Raw genomic sequence first — 21,377 nt, 5'->3', positions numbered from 1 at the left:
CCGTGCCAAACGATCCCTTCAGGGCGCGAAAAGCCCCGCCGCGTGCGGACACGGGGCGGGGTTTCTCGTTCGGGGTCAGTTCTTGGCGTAGGCCGGGTGAACCTCGTTGTGCGCATCGCCGACGCGGTGCACACGGATGTCGTTCGTGGAGCCGGCGATTCCGGGAGGGGATCCGCTGATCACGACGACCTTGTCGCCGAGCTGGGCCAGACCCTGGCTGAGCAGAATGTCGTCCACCTGGCCGAACATGGCGTCGGTGTGGGTGACCCGCTCGACCAGGTACGTCTGGATGCCCCAGCTGAGGGCAAGGCGACGACGGATGCCGGGCTCCGGGGTGAAGGCCAGCATCGGGATCTTCGAACGCAGGCGGGACATCCGCCTGGCCGAGTCACCGGACTCGGTGAAGATGCAGAGGTACTTCGCCTCGACGAACTCGGCAACCTCGATGGCGGCCAGGGTGATCGCCCCGCCCTGGGTGCGCGGCTTGTTCGTCAGCGGAGCAATGCGCTCCAGGCCGTGGTCCTCCGTCGAGGCCACGATGCGCGCCATGGTCTGGACCGTGACGACGGGGTACTCCCCGACGCTGGTCTCGCCACTGAGCATGACCGCGTCAGCACCGTCGAGCACGGCGTTGGCCACGTCGGACGTTTCCGCGCGCGTCGGCACCGGGCTGTGGATCATGGATTCCAGCATCTGGGTCGCCACGATGACCGGCTTGGCCATGCGACGAGCGAGCTCGACCGCATGCTTCTGCACGATCGGCACGGCCTCCAGCGGCAGCTCCACGCCCAGGTCGCCACGGGCGACCATGATGGCGTCGAACGCGTCGACGATGCCTTCGAGGTTCTCGACGGCCTGCGGCTTCTCGATCTTCGCGATCACGGGGACGCGACGGCCTTCCTCAGCCATGATCTCGTGCACGCGGGTGATGTCGGCGGCGTCGCGCACGAACGACAGCGCGATCAGGTCCGTTCCGAGCCGGAGACCCCAGCGCAGGTCAGCCTCGTCCTTTTCGGACAGGGCCGGCACGTTGACGGCGACTCCGGGCAGGTTGATGCCCTTGTTGTTCGAGACGGGGCCCGCGACGACTACCTTGGTGGTCACGACGGTGCCGTTCGTGACCACAACCTCGACCTTGACCTTGCCGTCGTCGATGAGGAGGAAGTCGCCGGCCTTGACGTCCTGGGGAAGGCCCTTGTACGTGGTGCCGGAGAGTTCCCGCGTGCCGACGACCTCTTCGGTGGTGATCTTAAAGATGTCGCCGACGGCCAGTTCGTAAGGGCCGCCTTCGAACTTGCCGAGACGGATCTTCGGCCCCTGCAGGTCGACCATGACGGCGACCGCACGGCCGGAGTCATTCGCGGCCTTGCGAACATTCGCGTAAACGCCTTCGTGGACCTGATAGTCCCCATGGCTGAGGTTCATCCGGCAGACATCGACGCCCGCATCGATGAGCGCTCGAATTTGTTCGTAGCTGGATGCCGCCGGCCCGAGGGTGGCAACGATTTTGGCGCGTCTCATACTGAAAATTCTCCGGTTTCCGCGCTTCTTTGGCGCTGTGGTGCTTTCGTGGGGGCAGAGACCACGGGGTGGTGGGTCTCTTCGGTGGTGATCACTTGGTAACGGACCAATCAGATTGCGAAGGCATGGTCGGTCGGTTTGACCGGAGCAGGCAGTAGGGTCTCACCTTCGAGGTAACGATCGACGGCGGCTGCCGCAGCCCGGCCCTCGGCGATCGCCCATACGATGAGCGACTGGCCGCGACCGGCGTCTCCGGCAACGAAGACTCCTTCGTGACTGGTCTGGTAGTTGCCGTCACGTTCGACATTACTCCGGTCGTCGACCGGCAATTGCAGCTGCGCGGTGAGGTCGCGGGATTCCGGCCCGGTGAATCCGAGGGACAGAAGCACGAGATCCGCGGGGATCTCCCGCTCGGTGCCCGCCTTGGGCACGCGGCGCCCGCCCCGGTACTCGGTCTCGGCGACCCGGATCGCGCGCACCTCGCCGGCGTCGTTCGCCAGGAACTCGATCGTCGACGCGAGGTACTGCCGGCTGCCGCCCTCTTCGTGGGCGCTCGACACCTCGAACAGCGTCGGCGAGAGCGGCCACGGCTGGTGCTCCGGGCGGCTCGTGCCCGGCCGCGTGCCGATTGCGAGGTTGGTGACGGATGCCGCCAGCTGACGGTGCGCGGTGCCGATGCAGTCGGCGCCGGTGTCGCCGCCGCCGAGCACGACCACGTGCCTGCCTTCCGCCGTGATCTGCTGGTCGACGGTGTCGCCCGCGCCGACCCTGTTCTGCTGGACCAGGTATTTCATCGCGAAGTGCACGCCGGGCAGGTCCCGCCCGGGGATCGGGAGATCGCGGGGCACCATCGCGCCGGTGGCGATGACCACGGCGTCGTACCTGGCGCGCAGGGCGTCCCAGGTGATGTCGACGCCGATGTTGACGCCGGCCCGGAACCGGGTTCCCTCCGCCGTCATCTGCGCCAGCCGCGACTCGAGGTGCTTCTTCTCCATCTTGAAGTCGGGGATGCCGTAACGGAGCAGCCCGCCGATCCGGTCGTCTCGTTCGAAGACGGCGACGGTATGCCCGGCGCGGGTGAGCTGCTGCGCCGCCGCGAGGCCGGCCGGGCCGGAACCGACGACGGCGACGGTCTTTCCGGTGAGCCGCCCCGGCGGCTGCGGCTGCACCCAGCCGTTGGCGAACGCCTGGTCGATGATGGACACCTCCACCTGCTTGATCGTGACGGCGGGCTGGCTGATGGCCAGGACGCAGGCGGATTCGCAGGGCGCCGGGCAGAGCCGGCCGGTGAACTCGGGGAAGTTGTTCGTGGAGTGGAGACGTTCGATCGCCTGCCTCCCCTCATCCCGCCAGGTGAGGTCGTTCCACTCGGGGATCAGGTTGCCCAGGGGGCAGCCCTGGTGGCAGAACGGCACGCCACAGTCCATGCAGCGGCCGGCCTGGCGTTTCAACTGCGCCGCGTCGCCCTGCTCGTAGACCTCTTTCCAGTCCATCAGGCGAACGGACACGGGACGGCGGGCCGGGGTTTCACGCTCCGTGGTCTTGAGGAAGCCCTTCGGATCAGCCATTGGTTACCTCCAGAATGCGGTTCCAGACGACGTCGCCGTCGGGGTCGAGACCCTCGGCGACGGCATTCTGCCTGGTTGCCAGCACGGCCGCGTAGTCCCGCGGCAGCACCTTGACGAATGTGGACATGGTGGTTTCGAGGTCGGCGAGCAGCCGGGCCGCGAGCGGTGAATCGGTGTACTCGCGGTGCTGTTCGAGCAGGTCGCGTACGATCTCCCGATCGGCGCTGCCCAGCGGAGACATGGTCAGCTCCCCCGATTGGAGGGCCTGGAAGTTGACGTTGTCGCTCTTGAGGTCGAAGATGTACGCCGTTCCGCCGCTCATTCCGGCCCCCAGGTTGCGCCCCGTCTCGCCGAGGATCACCGCGAGCCCGCCGGTCATGTATTCGAGGGCGTGGTCGCCGACGCCTTCGACGACGGCGGTCGCGCCGGAGTTGCGCACCAGGAACCGTTCCCCCACGATTCCGCGGATGAACATGCTGCCCTGGGTCGCGCCGTAGCCGATCACGTTGCCGGCGATCACGTTCTGCTCGGCGGGGAAGAGGCTGCGCCGGTCGGGGCGCACGATGATCTGCCCGCCGGAGAGGCCCTTCCCGACGTAGTCGTTCGAGTCGCCCTCGAGCCGCAGGGTGATGCCGCTGGGCAGGAACGCGCCGAAGGACTGGCCGGCCGATCCGGTGAGGGTGACGTCGATCGAACCGGCCGGGAGACCCTGTTCGCCGTGGCGCACGGTCACCTCGTGGCCGAGCATCGTTCCGACGGCCCGTTCGGTGTTGCGGATGGGCAGCTCGATGGCGATCGTGCCGCCGTGGTCAAGCACGCTGGCGCTCCGGCGGATGAGCTCGTTGTCGAAGTGCAGTTCCAGCTCGTGCTCCTGCGGACGGCCGGATTGCCTCGGCTCGCCGGCGGAGAAGTCCGGTCCGACCAGGATCGGCGACAGGTCGAGGCCGGATGCCTTCCAGTGCGTGAGTGCGCCGTCGACGTTGAGGATCTCCCGGTGTCCGATCGCCTCTTCGAGGCTGCGGAAACCGAGGCCGGCAAGGTATTCGCGCACCTCCTGGGCGATGAACTCGAAGAAGTTGATCACGTATTCGGCCTTGCCGGTGAACCGTTTCCGCAGCTCCGGGTTCTGGGTGGCCACTCCGACCGGGCAGGTGTCGAGGTGGCAGACGCGCATCATGACGCAGCCCTCGACGATCAGGGGCGCGGTGGCGAAGCCGAACTCCTCGGCGCCGAGCAGCGCGCCGATCACGACGTCCCTGCCGGTCTTGAGCTGTCCGTCGACCTGCAGCACCACCCGGTCACGCATGCCGTTGAGCATGAGTGTCTGCTGGGTCTCGGCGAGCCCGAGTTCCCAGGGCGTTCCGGCGTGCTTGAGCGAGTTCAGCGGGCTGGCACCCGTGCCGCCGTCGTGGCCGGAGATCAGGATCACGTCGGACAGCGCCTTGGCGACACCCGCCGCGACCGCGCCGATCCCGGACTGGCTGACCAGTTTGGTGTGGATCCGCGCCTGGGGGTTGGCCCGCTTGAGGTCGAAGATCAGCTGCTTGAGGTCTTCGATCGAGTAGATGTCGTGGTGCGGCGGCGGCGAGATCAGGCCGACTCCCGCGGTCGCGTGCCGGGTGCGGGCGATCCACGGGTACACCTTCGTCGGCGGCAGCTGGCCGCCCTCCCCCGGCTTGGCGCCCTGGGCGAGCTTGATCTGGATGTCGTCGGCGTGGGAGAGGTACATGCTGGTCACGCCGAACCGGCCGGACGCGACCTGCTTCACGGCGCTGCGCCGCTCCGGGTCGATCAACCGGTCGAGGTCCTCGCCGCCCTCGCCCGTGTTGGACTTGCCCCCGAGGCGGTTCATCGCGATGGCGAGCGTCTCGTGGGCCTCAGGCGAGATGGAGCCGTAGCTCATCGCACCGGTGGCGAAGCGCTTCACGATCGACTCGACCGACTCGACCTCGTCCAGGGGAACGGGGTGGCGCTTGCCGGTGTCGAAGGTGAACATGCCGCGCAGCGTCATCAGGCTCTCGGCCTGGTCGTCGACGAGTTTCGTGTACTCGCGGAAGATGTCGTAACGGCGGGTGCGGGTGGAGTGCTGGAGCCGGAAGATCGTCTCCGGGTTGAACAGGTGCGGTGAGCCGTCCCGGCGCCACTGGTACTCGCCGCCCGTGTTCAGGCGTTCGTGGGCGGTGACGGCGGCATCCTCCGGGTACGCGGAGGCGTGGCGGGCCTCGTTCTCCGCGGCGATGACGTCGATCCCGACCCCGCCGAGCTTGCTGGTGGTGCCGGTGAAGTACTGGTCGATGAACTCCTGGCTGAGGCCGACGGCCTCGAAGGTCTGGGCGCCCGCATAGGAGGAGACGGTGGAGATCCCCATCTTCGACATGATCTTGAGCACGCCCTTGCCGAGGGCCTTGATCACGTTGCGCACGGCCTGTTCCGGCGTGCCCGAGGTCAGGTAGCCGCTGCGCACGAGGTCTTCGCAGGTTTCCATCGCGAGGTACGGGTTGATCGCGGAGGCGCCGTAGCCGATCAGGAGGGCCACGTGGTGCACCTCGCGAACATCGCCGGCCTCGACCACGATGCCGACCTTCATCCGGTTCTCGGTTCGGATCAGGTGGTGGTGCACGGCGGCGATCATCAGCAGGGACGGGATCGGCGCGAAGTCCTTGTTGGAGTCGCGGTCGGACAAGACGATGAACATCGCCCCGGCCTCGATCGCCGCGTCCGCCTCCAGGCACATCTCGGCGATGCGGGCGGACAGGGCGTCCGGCCCGTCGTCGAACCGGTAGAGCCCGCGGATGGTGGTGGTCGTGCGGCTGCCGGGGGCGGTGTCGATGTGCTGGATCTTGGCCAGCTCGTCGTTGTCGATCACGGGGAAGTCGAGGACCACCTGCCGGGCGTGCTCCGGTCCGGCCGAGAGCAGGTTGCGCTCCGGGCCGAGCCCGAGCTTGAGCGAGGTGACGACCTCTTCGCGGATCGAGTCGAGCGGCGGGTTGGTCACCTGCGCGAACTGCTGGGTGAAGTAGTCGAAGATGAGCCGCGGACGGTCGCTGAGCACGGCGATCGGGGTGTCTGAGCCCATCGCGCCGAGCGGTTCCCCGCCGGTGCGTGCCATCGGGGCGAGCAGCACCCGCACCTCTTCCTCGGTGTAGCCGAAGGTGCGCTGTCGACGCACGACGGATGCCGGCGGGTGCACGATGTGCTCCCGGTCGGGAAGGTCCTTGAGGTTGATCCGGCCCGCGTCAAGCCAGGTTCCCCACGGCTCGCTGGCGGCCAGGTCGGCCTTGATCTCGTCGTCCTCGATCAGGCGGCCGGCGACGGTGTCGACGAGGAACATCTTGCCGGGACGAAGCCTGCCCTTGCGCACGATGCGGCTCGGGTCGATGTCGAGCACACCGATCTCGCTGGCCAGCACGACGAGTCCGTCGTCGGTGATCAGGTAGCGGCCGGGTCGGAGCCCGTTGCGGTCGAGGGTGGCGCCGACGAGGGAACCGTCGGTGAAGACGATTGCGGCGGGTCCGTCCCACGGTTCCATCAACATCGAGTGGTACTCGTAGAACGCGCGGCGTTCCTCGTCGAGGTCGGTCTGGTTCTCCCAGGCCTCCGGCACCATCATCATGACCGCGTGCGGGAGGGAGCGGCCGGACAGGCTGAGGAGTTCGACGACCTCGTCGAACGAGGCGGAGTCGCTGCCGCCCGGGGTGACGATCGGCAGTAGCGGGGCCAGGTCGCCGAGCAGCTCGGATTCGAGTTGGGACTGGCGTGCCTGCATCCAGTTGCGGTTGCCCTGAACGGTGTTGATCTCGCCGTTGTGCGCGATCATCCGGAACGGCTGCGCCAGCGGCCAGGACGGGAACGTGTTGGTGGAGTACCGGGAGTGCACCAGCGCGAGCCTGGAGACGAACCGCGGGTCGGAGAGGTCGGGGTAGAACGGCTCCAGCTGCAGGGTGGTGACCATGCCCTTGTAGACCATGGTGCGGCAGGACAGCGAGGCGAAGTAGATCTCCAGTTCGCGTTCGGCGCGCTTGCGCAGACGGACCGCCTGGCGGTCCAGGGCGATGTCGCCGAGGGACAGCCCGGCGTCGTCGGTCCGGTCGCTCTGCACGAAGAGCTGCTGGATGGCGGGCATGGCGGCCCTGGCCAGGTTTCCGACCTCGTCGGGCCGCACGGGGACCTCGCGCCAGCCGAGGATCGTGAGGCCCTCTTCGCGCACGATCCGGGCGATCTCACGTTTGATCGTGCTGCGCGCGGTCGGGTCGGTCGGCAGGAAAACGTTTCCCACCGCGTACCGGCCGACCTCGGGGAGGGTGAAGTCCGTGACGGAGCGGAGGAAGTCGTCGGGGATCTGGGTGATGATGCCGGCGCCGTCGCCGGTTCCGGCATCCGAGCCCACCGCGCCGCGGTGTTCGAGGTTGCGGAGCGCGTCCAGGGCGAGCGTGATGATGTCGTGCCCGGCAGTGCCGCGCAGGGTGGCGACCATGGCGAGCCCGCAGGCGTCCCGTTCGTCGGCTGGGTTGTACAACCCCTGGGGCTTCGGCACACTGCTGAAGCGCGAGAAGAGAGGTGTTTGCGGCATGGGACCGTCCTCACGAAGTGACTGGCAAGTGGGGACGACGCTGGCCCGCTGAAAGTGGTCTTGTGCGCGGCGGCCCGTGATACCGGGTGACAAGCCGTCGCGGGTTTTCCCTGGGGCTAAAGGCGCGTGTTGTCGGTGCTTGTGGCTGCAACATCGCCTGACCCGGCGGGTTCGACGGCGTCATCACCGTGATCCTCGGATTCCGGATCAAACTCTTCAGATTCTACCTCAGCATCCGGTCCCTTCCATTCGCGGCCGGGCTGGTAGGCGCTCACCGGGATCCCGGTGTGGCGTCGGCTCTGCACGATGAGGATGACCAGACCGATCAGGATCGCGGCGTAGGCGGCCCAGACGTTGGTGCGGATCCCGAAGTAGATCTCGCTCGGGTCGACCCGGATCGACTCGAAGAAGCTGCGCCCGAGGCCGTACCAGATCAGGTACACGCCGAAGGCCTTGCCCCAGCGCAGGGTGAGCCGACGTTCGAGCAGGAGGATCACGGCCACGCCGATCACATTCCAGATCATCTCGTAGAGGAAGGTGGGGTGGAACAGGGTGCCGGCGGGCAGGCCGACCGGGTAGGCCGGGTTGGTCGTTTCGATCTGGAGACCCCACGGCAGGGTGGTCGGCAGGCCGAACAGCTCGTGGTTGAACCAATTGCCGAGCCGGCCCATCGCCTGGGCGACGAGCATGCCGGGAGCCAGGGCGTCCGCGAAGGCCCAGAACCGGATGCCGGACATGCGGCAGCCGATGTACGCGCCCACGGCACCGCCGAGCAGCGCCCCGAAGATGGCGTTGCCGCCCTCCCAGATGTACAGGGTGCGGAGCAGGTCGGCGCCCGGGAAGAAGTAGTCCCCCGGGTGGGTGAGCACGTGGTAGATCCGTGCCCCGACGATGCCGAGCGGCACGGCCCACAGGATGATGTCGAGCACGACGCCCGGTTCGCCGCCGCGGCTGGTCAGCCGGCGGGAGGTCAACACGGTAGCGGCGATGATCCCGGCCAGGATGCAGAGGGCGTAGGCGTGGACCCGGAACGGTCCGACGTCGAAGAAGCTCCACTCCGGGCCGGGGCTCGGGATGCTCAGCAGAAAAGACACCAGGTATTACCTTTCATCGTGACGGGGTCACTCCGGGTTGGCCGACAAGCCGGGCCGGCCGAAAAACTGTCGAGGGGCCGAACGACCGCCTCGGTCAACATACCTCAGACTGCGGGGCGGATGTCCCTGGCACCGGCGGCGAGGTCGCGGGCGAGGACCGCGAGGAGAGGGAGTCCCCCTTCGGCGAGGGCCTTCACGAGCGCGGAGCCGACGATGGCGCCGTCGGCGTAGCCGAGGATTTCCCGCACCTGGCTGGGGGTGGAGATGCCGAGCCCGACACAGGCGCTCGTCGACCCGACCGCGCGCAGGCGGTCGATGAGAACCCGGGCCGCCGAATCGACGTCGCTGCGGGCACCGGTGATCCCCATGGTGGACACGGCGTAGACGAAACCGCGGCTCGCCTGGACCGCCTGCGCCAGCCGGGCGTCGGACGAGGACGGCGCGGCGAGGAAGACCCGGTCGAGGCCCGTGCGGTCGCTGGCCGCGAACCAGGCCGCCGCGTCGTCGGGGATCAGGTCGGGGGTGATCAGCCCGGCGCCGCCGGCGGAGTGGAGGTCGTCGGCGAACCGGTCGACGCCGTACTGCACGATCGGGTTCCAGTAGGTCATCACCAGCACCGGGGCATCCACCTGGGCGGTGATCGCCGCGACGGCCTCGATGCCGTGGCGCAGCCGGAAGCCGTTGGCCAGGGCCTGCTGGGTGGCGGCCTGGATCACGGGGCCGTCCATGACCGGGTCCGAATACGGCAGGCCCAGTTCGAGGATGTCCACGCCGCCGGCGACCAGGGCGACCGCTGCGTCGATGCTCTCGGACAGTGTTGGGAAACCGACCGGCAGGTAGCCGATCAGGGCGCCGCCGCCCTGTTGCCGCCGCGAGGCGATGGTGGATTCGACCGTACTTGTCGTTGTCGTCATAGCTGTGCCGCGCCCTTGTCGAGCAGGTCGAAGTAACGGCCCGCGGTTTCCATGTCCTTGTCGCCGCGGCCGGAGAGGTTCACCAGGATGGTGGAGTCCGGCCCGAGCCGCTTGCCCAGGTCGAGGGTGCCTGCGAGGGCGTGTGCCGACTCGATGGCGGGGATGATTCCCTCGGTGCGGCTGAGCAGCCGCAGGGCGTTCATCGCCTCCGCGTCGGTGATCGGAAGGTAGGTCGCCCGGCCGATGCTGGCCAGCCAGGAGTGCTCGGGTCCGACGCCGGGGTAGTCGAGGCCGGCGGAGATCGAGTGTGACTCGACGGTCTGGCCGTCTTCGTCCTGGAGCAGGAAGCTGCGGGCGCCGTGCAGGATGCCGGGGCGTCCCTTGGTGATCGTCGCCGCGTGGCGGAGGGTCTCCGCGCCGTCGCCGCCGGCCTCGTAGCCGTACAGGGCCACGTCGGCGTCGTCGAGGAACGCGTGGAAGATGCCCATCGCGTTGGAGCCGCCGCCCACGCAGGCCGTGACGGCGTCGGGGAGGCGCCCGGTCAGGTCGAGGACCTGCTGGCGGGCCTCCTCGCCGATGATCTTCTGGAAGTCGCGCACCATCGCCGGGAACGGGTGCGGGCCGGCGACCGTTCCGAAGATGTAGTTGGTGTTCTCCACGTTGGTGACCCAGTCGCGCATGGCGTCGTTGATGGCGTCCTTGAGCGTGCGGGAGCCGGTCGTGACCGGCACGACCTCCGCGCCGAGCAGCCGCATCCTGGCAACGTTGAGGGCCTGGCGTTCGGTGTCTACCTCGCCCATGTATACGACGCAGTCCAGCCCGAACAGGGCGGCGGCGGTCGCCGTGGCCACGCCGTGCTGGCCGGCTCCGGTCTCCGCGATCACCCTGGTCTTGCCGATGCGTTTGGTGAGCAGGGCCTGGCCGAGCACATTGTTGATCTTGTGCGACCCGGTGTGGTTGAGGTCTTCGCGTTTCAGGATGACGCGGGCGCCGCCGGCGTGCGCGGCGAACCTGGGCACCTCGGTGATGATGGACGGACGACCCGTGTAGGTGCGGTGCAGTTCCATCAGCTCAGCGGCGAAGGCCGGGTCGGATCGGGCGAGGGCGTACTCGTTGGTGAGTTCGTCGAGCGCCGCCACGAGGGACTCCGGGACGAATCGTCCGCCGAAATCCCCGAAGTACGGGCCTGCTTCTGCTTTGAGTGACATGTCTATACCGCCAGGAATTCGGTGAGGGTGCGGATGGGGTCGCTCGTGACGAGAGCTTCGCCGACGAGCACGACGTCGGCTCCGGCGGCACGGTAGTGTGCGACATCCGCCGCCGACTTGACGGCGGATTCGGCGACCCGGACCACTCCGGACGGGATCCGGTCGGCCAGCCGGCCGAACAGGTCCTGGTCGAGGTCGAAGGTGGAGAGGTCCCGGGCGTTGACCCCGACGAGGCCGGCCCCGAGGTCGAGGGCACGGTCGACCTCGTCGGCGCTGTGCGTTTCGACGAGGGCGGTCATGCCGAGTTCGCGCACGAGATCGTGCAGCGAGACCAGGGTGGCCTGGTCGAGGGCGGCGACGATGAGCAGCACCAGGTCGGCGCCTGCCGCGCGGGCCTCGAGCACCTGGTACGGGTCGCCGATGAAGTCCTTCCGCAGCACGGGCACCGACACGGCGGAGCGGACCTGTTCGAGGTCGGCCAGCGAGCCGAGGAACCGCCGCCCCTCGGTCAGCACGCTGATGGCGCTGGCGCCGCCGAACTCGTAGGACACGGCCAGGGCGGCCGGGTCGCGGATCTCGGCGAGCGTGCCCCGGGACGGGCTCGCCCGCTTCACCTCGGCGATGATCTTCACCCGCTCGGCCGGGGCGAGGGCGGACAGGGCGTCGATGGCCGCCGGGCGCGCAAGGGCGGCCGCCTCGACGACGGAGTACGGGCGATCCTGGCGGCGGAGCTCCGCGTCGGCGATCGCCCCGGCTAGCAGCTCGGAAAGCACTCGGCTAGTGGCCTTCGTGAGTCTGGGCGTCGGCTACGCCGTAGCCCACCTTGGAAAGCGCCCAGCCGACGACGAGACCGACGACGAGCAGCGCCGCCGAAGCCCAGACGAGCCAGGCCAGCGCGAGGAAGAACGCCACGGTGCCGATGGTGATGGCCACCAGCATGATGGTCACGGCGGTCCAGGCCGCAATGGAATGGCCTTCGCCAGGGTCTACCGACTCGAAGCTCATTGATCTCCTTTTGTGCGTTGACGTGCGGACCAAGTCTAGCGGCCTGACGGTGGCCGTCTTCAGCGAGGAGCCGTGGGGTCCTCGCCGCGGGTGAGGCCGTCCCAGTCGTCAACGGCGTCGCTGGACGGGTCGGTGGCGGGGTCGCCGGAAGCGCCGGCCGCCGGGCGGCCGGCGCCGTCGGCGGCATCCGCTGCTTCGAACCGCACGGCCTGGTATCTCGAACCGGGGCCCGGCCAGCGGCGGGCCGTCACGAGTACGGTGAGGCCGGCCGCGGCCATCGCGACGCCGGCGACGAGGGCCAGGTAGGGCCACGGCGTGGAGACTGAGGCGACGACCCCGTCGGTGACGGACTTGCTGCCGGCAATCCCGGTGGCGGCGGTGATGAGGGCCGAACTGGCCCCCGCCGGGTCGCCCAGCGCCAGCGCCGCGGCGAGGCCGACCGAGAAACCGAGCAGGATTTCGAGCAGGCCGAGGACGACGCGGATGACCGGGCCGGCGATGGTGAGCGCGCCGGCGAGGGCCACCCCGGCCAGGGCGAGGGCGGTCAGTCCGGGCGCGGCGGTCGAACCGGTGACCTCGAGGGCCTTCGGGGCCGTGCCGGGCTGCGGGGCGTCGGCGGTGATCCAGACCTGGGTCCAGGCCAGCAGGGCGAGGGCGCTGGCGGCGAGCACCAGCAGGATCACGGCGAGCTTGAGGCGGCGAGCGGACACTCAGCGCACCCGCTTCATGGCGTTGGCCACGGCCACGGCGCGCAGCGGGGCGGCCGCCTTGTTCTGCGACTCCTGGTATTCGGATGCCGGATCGGAGTCGGCGACGAGGCCGCCGCCCGACTGCACCCTGGCGACGCCGTTCATGATGGTGGCCGTGCGGATGGCGATGGCGAGGTCCGCGTCCCCGGCGAAGCCGAAGTAGCCGACCACTCCCCCGTAGACTCCGCGCTGGGTGGGTTCCAGTTCGTCGATGATCGCCAGGGCACTGGGCTTCGGCGCGCCGGACAGGGTTCCGGCCGGGAAGGTCGCCCGGAAAACGTCGATGGCGGTCCGGCCGGGCAGCAGGTTGCCCTCCACCGACGAGACGAGGTGCATGATGTGGCTGAACCGTTCGATCCGCATGAATTCGGTGACCTCCACCGATCCGGCCGCGCACACCTTGAGCAGGTCGTTCCGGGCAAGGTCGACGAGCATGAGGTGCTCGGCTCGCTCCTTCGGGTCGCCGGCGAGTTCCGTTTCGAAGTCGGCGTCGGTTTCCGGGGTGGTCCCGCGCGGCTTCGACCCGGCGATCGGGTGGGTGAAGACCCGGTCCTGCTGCACCTTGACGAGGGCCTCCGGCGAGGAGCCGACGATCCAGTACGGTTCACCCGACGTGGACTCGAGGCTCAAGAGGTACATGTACGGGCTCGGGTTCAGGCTGCGGAGCACCCGGTAGACGTCGATCGGGTCGGCGGTGCAGGCCTGGTCGAATCGTTGCGAGATGACGACCTGGAAGATGTCACCGTCGACGATGCGCTGCTTGGCGACCTCGACCGAGGCGACGAAGTCGGCGCGGGTGGTGCGCATCACGGGATCGGGCGCGGTCGACAGGTCGACCTCGGCCAGCCAGGCCTCCGACGGCGCGGCGAGCCGGGCCTGGAGGGAGTCGAGGCGGGCCTGGGCGCTCGCCCAGAGGTCCGCCGGGGTGTCCGTTCCGTCGTTCAGCACGTTCGCGATCAGCTGCACCGTGCCGAACTTGTGGTCGATCGCCACGAGGTCGGCGACGAAGCTGAACGCCTGGCCCGGCACGTCGTAGTCGGCCAGGGGCCGGTCCGGCAGTCGCTCGATCTGACGGATGGCCTCCCAGCCGATGAAGCCGACCAGCCCGCCGGTCAGCGGCGGGTGCCCGGTCAGGCACGGCGTCTGCCAGCGCTCGAACAGGGCGGAGAGAGCCGCCAGCGGGCCGAGACCGGCGGCGGCGCCGAGCGCGCGGTCGGCGTCCACGCCGTAGTCGATCCACCGGGTGGCATCGCCCTGCTGGGTCAGCACGCCGAAGGAGGACACCCCGACGAAGGAGAACCGCGACCAGATCCCGCCCTGTTCGGCCGACTCGAGGAGGAAACTGCCCGGCGCCCCCGCGGCGAGCTTGCGGTAGATGCCGACCGGGGTCTCGCCGTCGGCGAACAGTTCACGGATGACCGGGATGACGCGGTGCTCCGGGCCGAGCGCCGCGAACTGTTCGGCTGTGGTCGTCCCGGCCGTGGTCTCGTCGACGGCCATGGTCAGTTCACCGCGTCGGCGGGCGCGGCGGGGCGGGTGCCGGTGGCGACGTCGATTCCCCGCCCGTCGAAGCAGGCGCGCGTGCCGGTGTGGCAGGCGGAGCCGACCTGGTCGACCCGCACGAGGAGGGTGTCGGCGTCGCAGTCGAGCGCGGCGGACTTCACGTATTGCCCGTGCCCGGAGGTGTCGCCCTTGCGCCAGTATTCCTGGCGGCTGCGGGACCAGAAGGTGACGCGGCCCTCGGTGAGGGTGCGCCGCAGCGCCTCCCGGTCCATCCAGCCGAGCATGAGCACCTCGCCGGTGTCCCACTGCTGGATCACCGCCGGCAGCAGGCCGTCGGAGTTGAATGCGGCCAGGGTCAGGCCGGCGTCGACGGATGAGCGTGCCTGGTCATTCATGGTGGCGCCTTCTCGTTCGGGGTTCATCGGTCGTTCGGCATTCGTCGGTCGGTCGGGGTTCATCAGCGCACCGGCATCCCGGCGGCGCGGAGCTCCCGCTTCACATCGTTGATGGTCAGCTCGCCGTTGTGGAAGACGGATGCCGCGAGCACCGCGTCCGCGCCGGCCGCGATCGCCGGCGGGAAGTCAAGGGCCCGCCCGGCGCCCCCGGAGGCGATCACCGGCACGGGACTGAGTTCACGCATGATCGCGATGAGCTCGAGGTCGAAGCCGGTCTTGGTTCCGTCGGCGTCGATGGAGTTCACGAGGAGTTCGCCGACGCCCAGCTCGATCGCGGTGGCGGCCCAGGCCACGGCATCCAGGCTGGTCTCGGTGCGGCCGCCGTGGGTGGTGACGATGAAACCCGATTCGGTCCGGTCGCTGCGTTTCACGTCGAGCGAGAGCACGAGGACCTGGGAGCCGAAGCGGTCGGCGATCTCCCCGATCAGGGCCGGGCGGGCGATCGCCGCGCTGTTGACGCCGACCTTGTCCGCGCCGCTGGCCTGCAGCCGGGAGACGTCCTCCACACTGCGGATTCCACCGCCGACGGTCAGCGGGATGAACACCTGCTCCGCGGTGGCGCGCACGACGTCGTAGGTGGTGGAGCGGTTGTCGACGGTCGCGGTGACGTCGAGGAAGGTGAGTTCGTCGGCACCCTGCTCGTAGTAGCGGCGGGCGAGCTCGACCGGGTCGCCCGCGTCGCGCAGGTTCTGGAAGTTCACGCCCTTCACCACGCGGCCATTGGCCACGTCGAGACAGGGAATCACCCGCACAGCAAGACTCACGATTTCCTCCGTGACGATTCTTCTCGGAACACAGCAGGTTACAGTCGGGCGTTGTGGATGGAGCTGATCAGGATCGCCCTGGCGCCCAGTTCGTAGAGCGCGTCCATGACGTGGTTGGTGTCCAGGCGCGGGATCATCACGCGCACGGCGACCCATTCCGGGTCGTGCAGCGAGGACACCGTGGGCGACTCGATCCCGGGCGCGAGCAGGCAGGCGTCGTCGAGCAGGGCCGCCGGGATGTCGTAGTCCATCAGCACGTACTGGCGGGCCACGAGCACGCCCTGGAGGCGGCGCAGGAGTGTCGCGATTCCGGGCTTCTCGTTCTCGGAGGTGATCAGCACGGCCGTCGACTGGAGGATGACCGGGCCGAAGATGTCCAGGCCGGCCTTGCGCAGGGTGGAGCCGGTGGACACGACGTCGGCGACGGCATCCGCGACCCCGAGCTGGACCGCCGATTCGACGGCGCCGTCGAGGGTGACGAGGGTGACCGTCACGCTGTGCTCGGCCAGGAAGGCCTCGACCAGGCCGGGGTAGCTGGTCGCGACGCGCAGGCCCGACAGGTCGGAGAGTTCGGTGAACCTGCCGGCGGGGCCGGCGAAGCGGAAGGTGGAGTCGCCGAAGTCGAGGCTGGCGATCTCGTGGGCCGGGGAGCGGGAGTCGAGCAGCAGGTCCCGGCCGGTGATTCCCACGTCGAGGGCTCCGGAACCGACGTAGGTGGCGATGTCACGGGGTCGGAGGTAGAAGAACTCGACGTCGTTGCGCGGGTCCGCGACGACGAGGTCGCGCGGATCGCGACGACCGGTGTACCCGGCCTCGGACAGCATCTGCGCGGCGGTTTCGGACAACGAGCCCTTGTTGGGCACGGCGATTCTCAACATGGTGTTCTTTCAGCGTTCAACGTTTGCGGAGGTGGACGGAGTCGGCCGGTGGCCGGGCCGTCACAGATGCCGGTACACGTCGGCCGGGGTGAGCCCCTTCGCCAGCATGAGCACCTGCACGTGGTAGATGAGCTGCGACATCTCGGCCGCCGTCTCCTCGTCGCTTTGGAATTCGGCCGCCATCCAGACTTCTGCGGCTTCCTCAACGATCTTCTTGCCGATGGCGTGCACGCCGGCATCAAGCTCACGCACTGTTCCAGAGCCCTCAGGCCTGGTTCGTGCTTTGTCGCTCAGCTCAGCGAAGAGGTCGTCGAATGTCTTCACTCCCCTAGGTTACTAGTGCGCGTGCCGGTGTTCGTCCGCGGCGGCGCGCAGCCGGGCGATCTGGGCGGCGGGATCGGCGGCGTTGAACACGCTCGAACCGGCGACGAACGTGTCGGCGCCGGCCTCGGCGGCGATCACGATGGTGTCCTCGGTGATGCCGCCGTCGACCTGCAGCCAGACGTCGAGGCCGCCCTTGCGGACGTTCTCGGAGAGCGTCTTCAGCTTGCGCATGGTCGACGGCATGAAGCTCTGCCCACCGAAGCCCGGCTCGACGGTCATCACCAGGACCTGGTCGAATTCGGGCAGGAGTTCGAGGTAGGGCTCGACCGCGGTGCCCGGCTTGAGGGCGATGCCCGCGCGCGCGCCGATCGAGCGCAGCTTCCGCGCCAGGCCGACCGGGTTGGTGGTGGCCTCGGCGTGGAAGGTCACCGAGAAGGCCCCGGCCTCCGCGTAGCCGGGCGCCCACCGCTCGGGGTTGTCGATCATCAGGTGCACGTCGAACGGCAGTGGCGAGACCTGGGCCAGGCGGGAGACGACGGGCGGGCCGAACGTGAGGTTCGGCACGAAATGGTTGTCCATGATGTCCACGTGCACGAGGTCGGCGGTGCGGATGCGCCCCAGTTCCTGTTCGAGGTTGGCGAAGTCGGCGGCGAGAATGCTCGGGTTGATCCTGGAGGGCATGACTTCACCCTAACCCGTGGCATCCGCCCACCGTTCCCGCAGCCCGCTGCCCGCACCCGCCCCGCGAACTACCCGTCGAATTCGACGGAGATTTGCGCCGAAATCGCCCAAATCGAGCACTTATATGCCCGGAAGGTCAAAAACTCCGTCGAATTCGACGCGGGCTAGGCGGTGCGTTCGAGCAGGGTGATGAACATCGCGTCCGTGCCGTGCCGGTGCGGCCAGAGTTGTACGCTGCCGCTGCCGCCGTCGCCGGGCAGGTCGAGCGGGGAGCTCGCGAGGCCCTGTAGGACGCCCGCGGTGTCGAGGGTGCGAACAGCGCCGCCCCACTTCTTCAGCGCCGTGGCCACGATGCCCCTGGTTTCGGCGATGTGCGGCGAGCAGGTGACGTAGGCGAGGATGCCGCCGGGCTTGAGCGCGCCGAGGGCGGCGTCGATCAGGCCGGACTGCAGGTCGCTGAGCTCGGCGACATCCCGGGGCAGTTTGCGCCAGCGCGCCTCCGGGCGGCGGCGCAGGGCGCCGAGGCCGGTGCAGGGCGCGTCGAGGAGGATCCGGTCGAAGGCCTCGGGGTGGGCGTCGCCGAAGGTCGTGCCGTCCTCCTCCCAGACCGGGACCGCGGCCGGAACGGCGGCCAGCGCCTTGCGCACAAGCGTGGCCCGGGCGGGGACGAGTTCGTTGGCCACGAGCTCGGCGCCCACGGCGAGGGCCTCGGCGGCGAGCAGCGCCGCCTTGCCGCCCGGGCCGGCGCAGAGGTCGAGCCAGCGTTCCCCCTTTTCGGCCGGGCGGGCCCGGCTCAGGGCCAGGGCCGCCAGCTGCGAGCCCTCGTCCTGCACGCGGATCCGGCCGTTGTGGTCGTGCATGAGGTGCACCGGGTCTCCGCCGGCAAGCACGAAACCGGTCGGTGAGAACGTGTTGGCCTCGCCGAGGCCTGCCGTCTCCCCCGCGGGGACGAGTCCGGGGAGGGCGACCATGTTCACCCGTGGCGCCGCGTTGTCGGCGATCAGCAGGTCATCGAGTTCGGCTTCGCGCCCCTCGATCCGGAGGGACTGCCGGAAGGCGCGGACGACCCACACCGGGTGGGAGTGTTCGATTGCGAGACGGTCGTCGTCGCCGGTGGCGTCGGCGAGGATCCGCTCGCGCCATTCCTCGGTGCTGGACCGGGAGATGGTGCGCAGGACCCCGTTGGTGAAGCCGGTGGCGGCCCGCGAGCCGACCTGCCTGGCCAGCTCGACCGATTCGTTCACCGCGGCGTGGGTCGCGACCCGGGTCGCGAGGAGCTGGTGGGCGCCGAGTCGCAGCACGTCGAGGATGGCGGGGTCGATCGCGGAGACCGGCCGGCCGGCCGCTTCGGCGATGACCCGGTCGTAGAACCCCTGCATCCGCAGGGTGCCGTAGGTCAGCTCGGTGGCCAGGGCGGCATCCGCCGTGTTCAGGGCGGCCCGTTTGATGCGGGTGGGCAGCAGCAGGTTGGCGTACGCATCGGATTCGCGCACGGCCGCGATCACCTCATAGGCGACCCGCCTGGCCGGCTGGACGAAATCGTGTTGCGTGCGCGGGCGTTCCTGCTTCCGGCCCCGGCCTCGCTCGTCGCTCATGAGGCGACCACCTCCGTCGCCGCCAGTCCACGCCACCAGTCCGCTGCCCTCATTGTCGTCTTTCCCGCCGGTTGCACCGTGACGAGCTCGAGGGGCTCGGTCCCGGTTCCAATCAGCACTTTCTTGTCGATCTCTCGAATCACGCCTGCCGGGTGCGGCAGGGCCCCATGGGTCGGGGCGACATCGAGGAGTTTGAGGCGAACGTCATTCACCGTGGTGAACGCGCCGGGCTCTGGGGTGACGCCGCGAATCCGGTTGTGGACGGTCTCCGCCGGGGCTGACCAGTCGATCCGGGCGTCGGCGAGGGTGAGTTTGGGGGCGAGGGTGACCTCCCCGGACTGGTCGACCGCGGTTGCCCGACCGGCCTCGAGGTCGTCGACCACGCCGAGCAGCAGCCGCGCACCGCTCTCGCTCAGTCCGGAGAGCAGGGTGCCCGCGGTCGCGTGTCGGCCGATCGGCTCTGACTGCACGGCGAAGACCGCGCCGGCGTCCAGTTCGGGCACCAGTTGGAAGACCGCGGCGCCGGTGCGCGCGTCGCCGGCGATCAGGGCACGCTGCACCGGTGCGGCGCCGCGCCAGCGGGGAAGCAGGGAGAAGTGCAGGTTGATCCAGCCGAGGCGCGGCACGGAGAGCAGGGGATCCCTGACGAGTCCGCCGTAGGCGACGATCACGCCCAGGTCGGGCGCGAGGTCCGCGATCTCGGCGGTGGCGGCGGTGGCGGCCTCGTCGAGGCGGTTGGTCTTGAGCAGGCGGAGGTCGCGGTCCGCGGCGGCCTGCCCGACCGGGGACGGGGTGAGGGTGCGCTTGCGGCCGAGCGGCGCATCGGTACGGGTCACCACGGCGACGAGGTCGTGCGGGGAGTCGGCCAGCAGCGCCAGGCTGGGCACTGCCGCCTGGGGAGTGCCCGCGAAGACGATTTTCATTTAGAGCAACTCCGGGTCGTCGAATCGTACTTTGAGTGTAGGTGCCGCTCGGAAGGGAGCGCCCTTCGGCCGCCGCCGCCTGGCCGCGTTCCGCACGATGGCGGCCTTGAGCAGGCGGGCGGCCTCGTCGCCGCTCCCGTAGGGGAAGCGCACGATGGCGCGCACGAGGGGCGGGTCGGTCGCCACCGGGCCGAGGACGTCGAGCCCGGGAACCTGATCGAGGTCGACAAGAGCCGCCGCCACGTCTTCTGCGGCGCCGGTGACGGACGCAACCCGCACGGCGGGCGGGAACCGCAGCTGCCGCCGGTCGGCCAGCTCGGAGGCCGCGTGCACCTCGGGTTGCCACGCGTTCAGCGCTCGGGCGAGGGTGCCGCCGACTCCGACGAGCATCACGGGCGCCCCGGGAGCGGCCAGGGCCGCCGTGTTGCACCAGGCGCGGAGGCCGTCGTCCCCGACGCGGAGGGATTCGCGGGCGAGCATCCGTTCCCCGTCGAGCAGCAGGATGGCCCGGTAGCCGCCGACCGGGATCGGCTCGGCACCGCGGGTGGCGATGACGAGGGCAGGTGCGGCGCCGAGCTGTTGCACCTGGTGGTCACCGTCGGCGATGATGACCCTGGCCCCGGGGAAGGCCCGGCCGAGTTCCTCGGCGGTGCGGCCGGTGCCCAGGCTGACGACCCGGAGTTTGCGGCCCTCGCAGTGCGCGCAGCTCCAGTCGGCAGCGAGGGCGCCGCACCAGCGGCAGGACGGCAGCGACGCCGCCGAGGCCAGGCCGAGCGGGCCCTGGCAGGCTGTGCAGCGGGCCGCCTTCTTGCAGGTCTGGCAGGCGAGCATCGGCGCGTAGCCGGGGCTGGCCACCTGCACGAGCACCGGCCCGTCCTGAAGGGCGTCCCTGGCGGCCTGCCAGGCGGCCGAGGGAATCCGCGCGGCGCGGGCCTGCTGGTCGGAGGCGGCCTGGAAGTCGGTAGGGATGACCCGGGGGTGCTGGCTCCTGGCGGGGCGCACCTCGCCCAGCCAACCGAGTTCGACGAGGCGTTGCACCTCCACCGTGCGGGTGTGCCCGAGGAAGACGAGAGCACAGTCGGCCTGGCCCTGCCTGACCAGGGCGGCGTCCCTCGCGTGCACGTAGGGACTCAGCGGTTCGCCGTGCAGGGGGTCGCCGTCGTCCCAGAGCGCGATCAGGCCCAGCTCGTGCGCCGGGGCGTATACGGCGGAGCGGTTGCCCAGGACGATTCGCGGCGCGGGTGCCAGACAGGCGAGGAATGCCCGGTACCGGTCGGCGTTCGGCTGGCGGGCGTCGACCCGGCTGACCGTGCCGGCGGGGGCGAGGAGGTCGAGTGCTGCCTGCACCTGATCCTGGTCCCGGTAGTCGGGGACGACGAGGATGCTGCTCCTCCCGGCGGAGAGGGCGGTCACGGCGAGCTCGGCCATGGTGTGCGCCCAGCGCCCGATGGTCGGTCCGCCCGGCAGGGGCATCAGGGTCGGCACGGCCGCGACGCAGAGGCGTTTCCGCTCGGCGACGACGGTGCCGAGGCTCCCGGCCGGGTAGTCGACGAAGCCCTCCGGCGGCGCGGCCACCGGGTCGGCGGCGCCCGGCGCGGCCCGCGCAGCCTCGGCGGCCAGCCAGG

At 69.7% G+C, this 21,377-nt stretch carries 18 protein-coding genes; all 18 read right to left on the bottom strand.

Annotation, left to right across the window (positions count from 1 at the left end; genetic code table 11):
- Positions 1–75 precede the first annotated feature (75 nt).
- Positions 76–1,521: a pyruvate kinase gene (gene pyk / locus E3T48_RS09755; RefSeq protein ID WP_134523873.1), complete on the bottom strand. Its 1,446-nt coding sequence runs from the start codon at positions 1,519–1,521 to the stop codon at positions 76–78.
- 110 nt (positions 1,522–1,631) lie between these two features.
- On the bottom strand, positions 1,632–3,089 hold the full coding sequence (locus E3T48_RS09750) for a glutamate synthase subunit beta (RefSeq protein ID WP_134523872.1): 1,458 nt from the start codon (positions 3,087–3,089) through the stop codon (positions 1,632–1,634).
- Positions 3,082–7,659, bottom strand: coding sequence for a glutamate synthase large subunit (gltB, locus tag E3T48_RS09745; RefSeq protein WP_134523871.1), 4,578 nt, complete (start codon positions 7,657–7,659; stop codon positions 3,082–3,084). The genes E3T48_RS09750 and gltB overlap by 8 nt, the downstream gene beginning before the upstream one ends.
- Before the next feature lie 116 nt (positions 7,660–7,775).
- Positions 7,776–8,756: a prolipoprotein diacylglyceryl transferase gene (lgt, locus tag E3T48_RS09740; protein WP_134523870.1), complete on the bottom strand. Its 981-nt coding sequence runs from the start codon at positions 8,754–8,756 to the stop codon at positions 7,776–7,778.
- Positions 8,757–8,857: 101 nt separating this feature from the next.
- Positions 8,858–9,667, bottom strand: coding sequence for a tryptophan synthase subunit alpha (gene trpA / locus E3T48_RS09735; RefSeq protein ID WP_134523869.1), 810 nt, complete (start codon positions 9,665–9,667; stop codon positions 8,858–8,860).
- On the bottom strand, positions 9,664–10,875 hold the full coding sequence (gene trpB, locus E3T48_RS09730) for a tryptophan synthase subunit beta (protein WP_134523868.1): 1,212 nt from the start codon (positions 10,873–10,875) through the stop codon (positions 9,664–9,666). The genes trpA and trpB overlap by 4 nt, the downstream gene beginning before the upstream one ends.
- A gap of 2 nt (positions 10,876–10,877) precedes the next feature.
- On the bottom strand, positions 10,878–11,648 hold the full coding sequence (gene trpC / locus E3T48_RS09725; RefSeq protein ID WP_134523867.1) for an indole-3-glycerol phosphate synthase TrpC: 771 nt from the start codon (positions 11,646–11,648) through the stop codon (positions 10,878–10,880).
- Positions 11,649–11,652: 4 nt separating this feature from the next.
- On the bottom strand, positions 11,653–11,880 hold the full coding sequence (locus E3T48_RS09720) for a DUF6704 family protein (protein ID WP_134523866.1): 228 nt from the start codon (positions 11,878–11,880) through the stop codon (positions 11,653–11,655).
- A 59-nt stretch (positions 11,881–11,939) separates the two neighbouring features.
- Positions 11,940–12,590, bottom strand: coding sequence for a Trp biosynthesis-associated membrane protein (locus E3T48_RS09715; protein WP_134523865.1), 651 nt, complete (start codon positions 12,588–12,590; stop codon positions 11,940–11,942).
- Complete coding sequence (locus tag E3T48_RS09710) at positions 12,591–14,129, bottom strand: anthranilate synthase component I (RefSeq protein ID WP_134523864.1); 1,539 nt, start codon at positions 14,127–14,129, stop codon at positions 12,591–12,593.
- A 2-nt stretch (positions 14,130–14,131) separates the two neighbouring features.
- Positions 14,132–14,527 carry a phosphoribosyl-AMP cyclohydrolase gene (gene hisI / locus E3T48_RS09705; protein ID WP_134523863.1) on the bottom strand — a complete coding sequence of 132 codons (396 nt, stop codon included), beginning with the start codon at positions 14,525–14,527 and terminating at the stop codon, positions 14,132–14,134.
- Between the two features lie 62 nt (positions 14,528–14,589).
- Positions 14,590–15,351, bottom strand: a complete 762-nt coding sequence (gene hisF / locus E3T48_RS09700) for an imidazole glycerol phosphate synthase subunit HisF (protein WP_134523862.1) — start codon at positions 15,349–15,351, stop codon at positions 14,590–14,592.
- A 38-nt stretch (positions 15,352–15,389) separates the two neighbouring features.
- Positions 15,390–16,229 (bottom strand): ATP phosphoribosyltransferase, encoded by an 840-nt coding sequence (hisG, locus tag E3T48_RS09695; protein ID WP_134523861.1) that lies wholly within the window; start codon positions 16,227–16,229, stop codon positions 15,390–15,392.
- Positions 16,230–16,289: 60 nt separating this feature from the next.
- Positions 16,290–16,553, bottom strand: coding sequence for a phosphoribosyl-ATP diphosphatase (locus E3T48_RS09690; protein ID WP_134506683.1), 264 nt, complete (start codon positions 16,551–16,553; stop codon positions 16,290–16,292).
- Between the two features lie 12 nt (positions 16,554–16,565).
- A complete protein-coding gene (gene rpe / locus E3T48_RS09685; protein WP_134523860.1) occupies positions 16,566–17,234 on the bottom strand; it encodes a ribulose-phosphate 3-epimerase in 669 nt (222 codons plus the stop codon).
- Positions 17,235–17,398: 164 nt separating this feature from the next.
- Complete coding sequence (locus E3T48_RS09680; RefSeq protein WP_134523859.1) at positions 17,399–18,829, bottom strand: RsmB/NOP family class I SAM-dependent RNA methyltransferase; 1,431 nt, start codon at positions 18,827–18,829, stop codon at positions 17,399–17,401.
- A complete protein-coding gene (gene fmt / locus E3T48_RS09675; RefSeq protein WP_134523858.1) occupies positions 18,826–19,752 on the bottom strand; it encodes a methionyl-tRNA formyltransferase in 927 nt (308 codons plus the stop codon). Before fmt ends, E3T48_RS09680 begins: the two co-directional genes overlap by 4 nt.
- The coding region (locus E3T48_RS16730; protein ID WP_166789688.1) for a primosomal protein N' at positions 19,753–21,377 on the bottom strand (1,625 nt) is incomplete at its 5' end.

It is taken from the genome of Cryobacterium fucosi, assembly GCF_004403515.1.
Lineage (GTDB): Bacteria > Actinomycetota > Actinomycetes > Actinomycetales > Microbacteriaceae > Cryobacterium > Cryobacterium fucosi.
Note: the sequence above shows the minus strand (reverse complement) of the source record. Positions and strands in the feature narration are given on the sequence as shown.

Excerpts from the sequence above, each read along its gene's own strand:
- pyk (WP_134523873.1), bottom strand. The coding sequence starts at position 1,521 with ATGAGACGCGCCAAAATCGTTGCCACCCTCGGGCCGGCGGCATCCAGC.
- E3T48_RS09750 (WP_134523872.1), bottom strand. The coding sequence starts at position 3,089 with ATGGCTGATCCGAAGGGCTTCCTCAAGACCACGGAGCGTGAAACCCCG.
- gltB (WP_134523871.1), bottom strand. The coding sequence starts at position 7,659 with ATGCCGCAAACACCTCTCTTCTCGCGCTTCAGCAGTGTGCCGAAGCCC.
- trpA (WP_134523869.1), bottom strand. The coding sequence starts at position 9,667 with ATGACGACAACGACAAGTACGGTCGAATCCACCATCGCCTCGCGGCGG.
- trpB (WP_134523868.1), bottom strand. The coding sequence starts at position 10,875 with ATGTCACTCAAAGCAGAAGCAGGCCCGTACTTCGGGGATTTCGGCGGA.
- E3T48_RS09720 (WP_134523866.1), bottom strand. The coding sequence starts at position 11,880 with ATGAGCTTCGAGTCGGTAGACCCTGGCGAAGGCCATTCCATTGCGGCC.
- E3T48_RS09710 (WP_134523864.1), bottom strand. The coding sequence starts at position 14,129 with ATGGCCGTCGACGAGACCACGGCCGGGACGACCACAGCCGAACAGTTC.
- hisI (WP_134523863.1), bottom strand. The coding sequence starts at position 14,527 with ATGAATGACCAGGCACGCTCATCCGTCGACGCCGGCCTGACCCTGGCC.
- hisG (WP_134523861.1), bottom strand. The coding sequence starts at position 16,229 with ATGTTGAGAATCGCCGTGCCCAACAAGGGCTCGTTGTCCGAAACCGCC.
- rpe (WP_134523860.1), bottom strand. The coding sequence starts at position 17,234 with ATGCCCTCCAGGATCAACCCGAGCATTCTCGCCGCCGACTTCGCCAAC.
- E3T48_RS09680 (WP_134523859.1), bottom strand. The coding sequence starts at position 18,829 with ATGAGCGACGAGCGAGGCCGGGGCCGGAAGCAGGAACGCCCGCGCACG.
- fmt (WP_134523858.1), bottom strand. The coding sequence starts at position 19,752 with ATGAAAATCGTCTTCGCGGGCACTCCCCAGGCGGCAGTGCCCAGCCTG.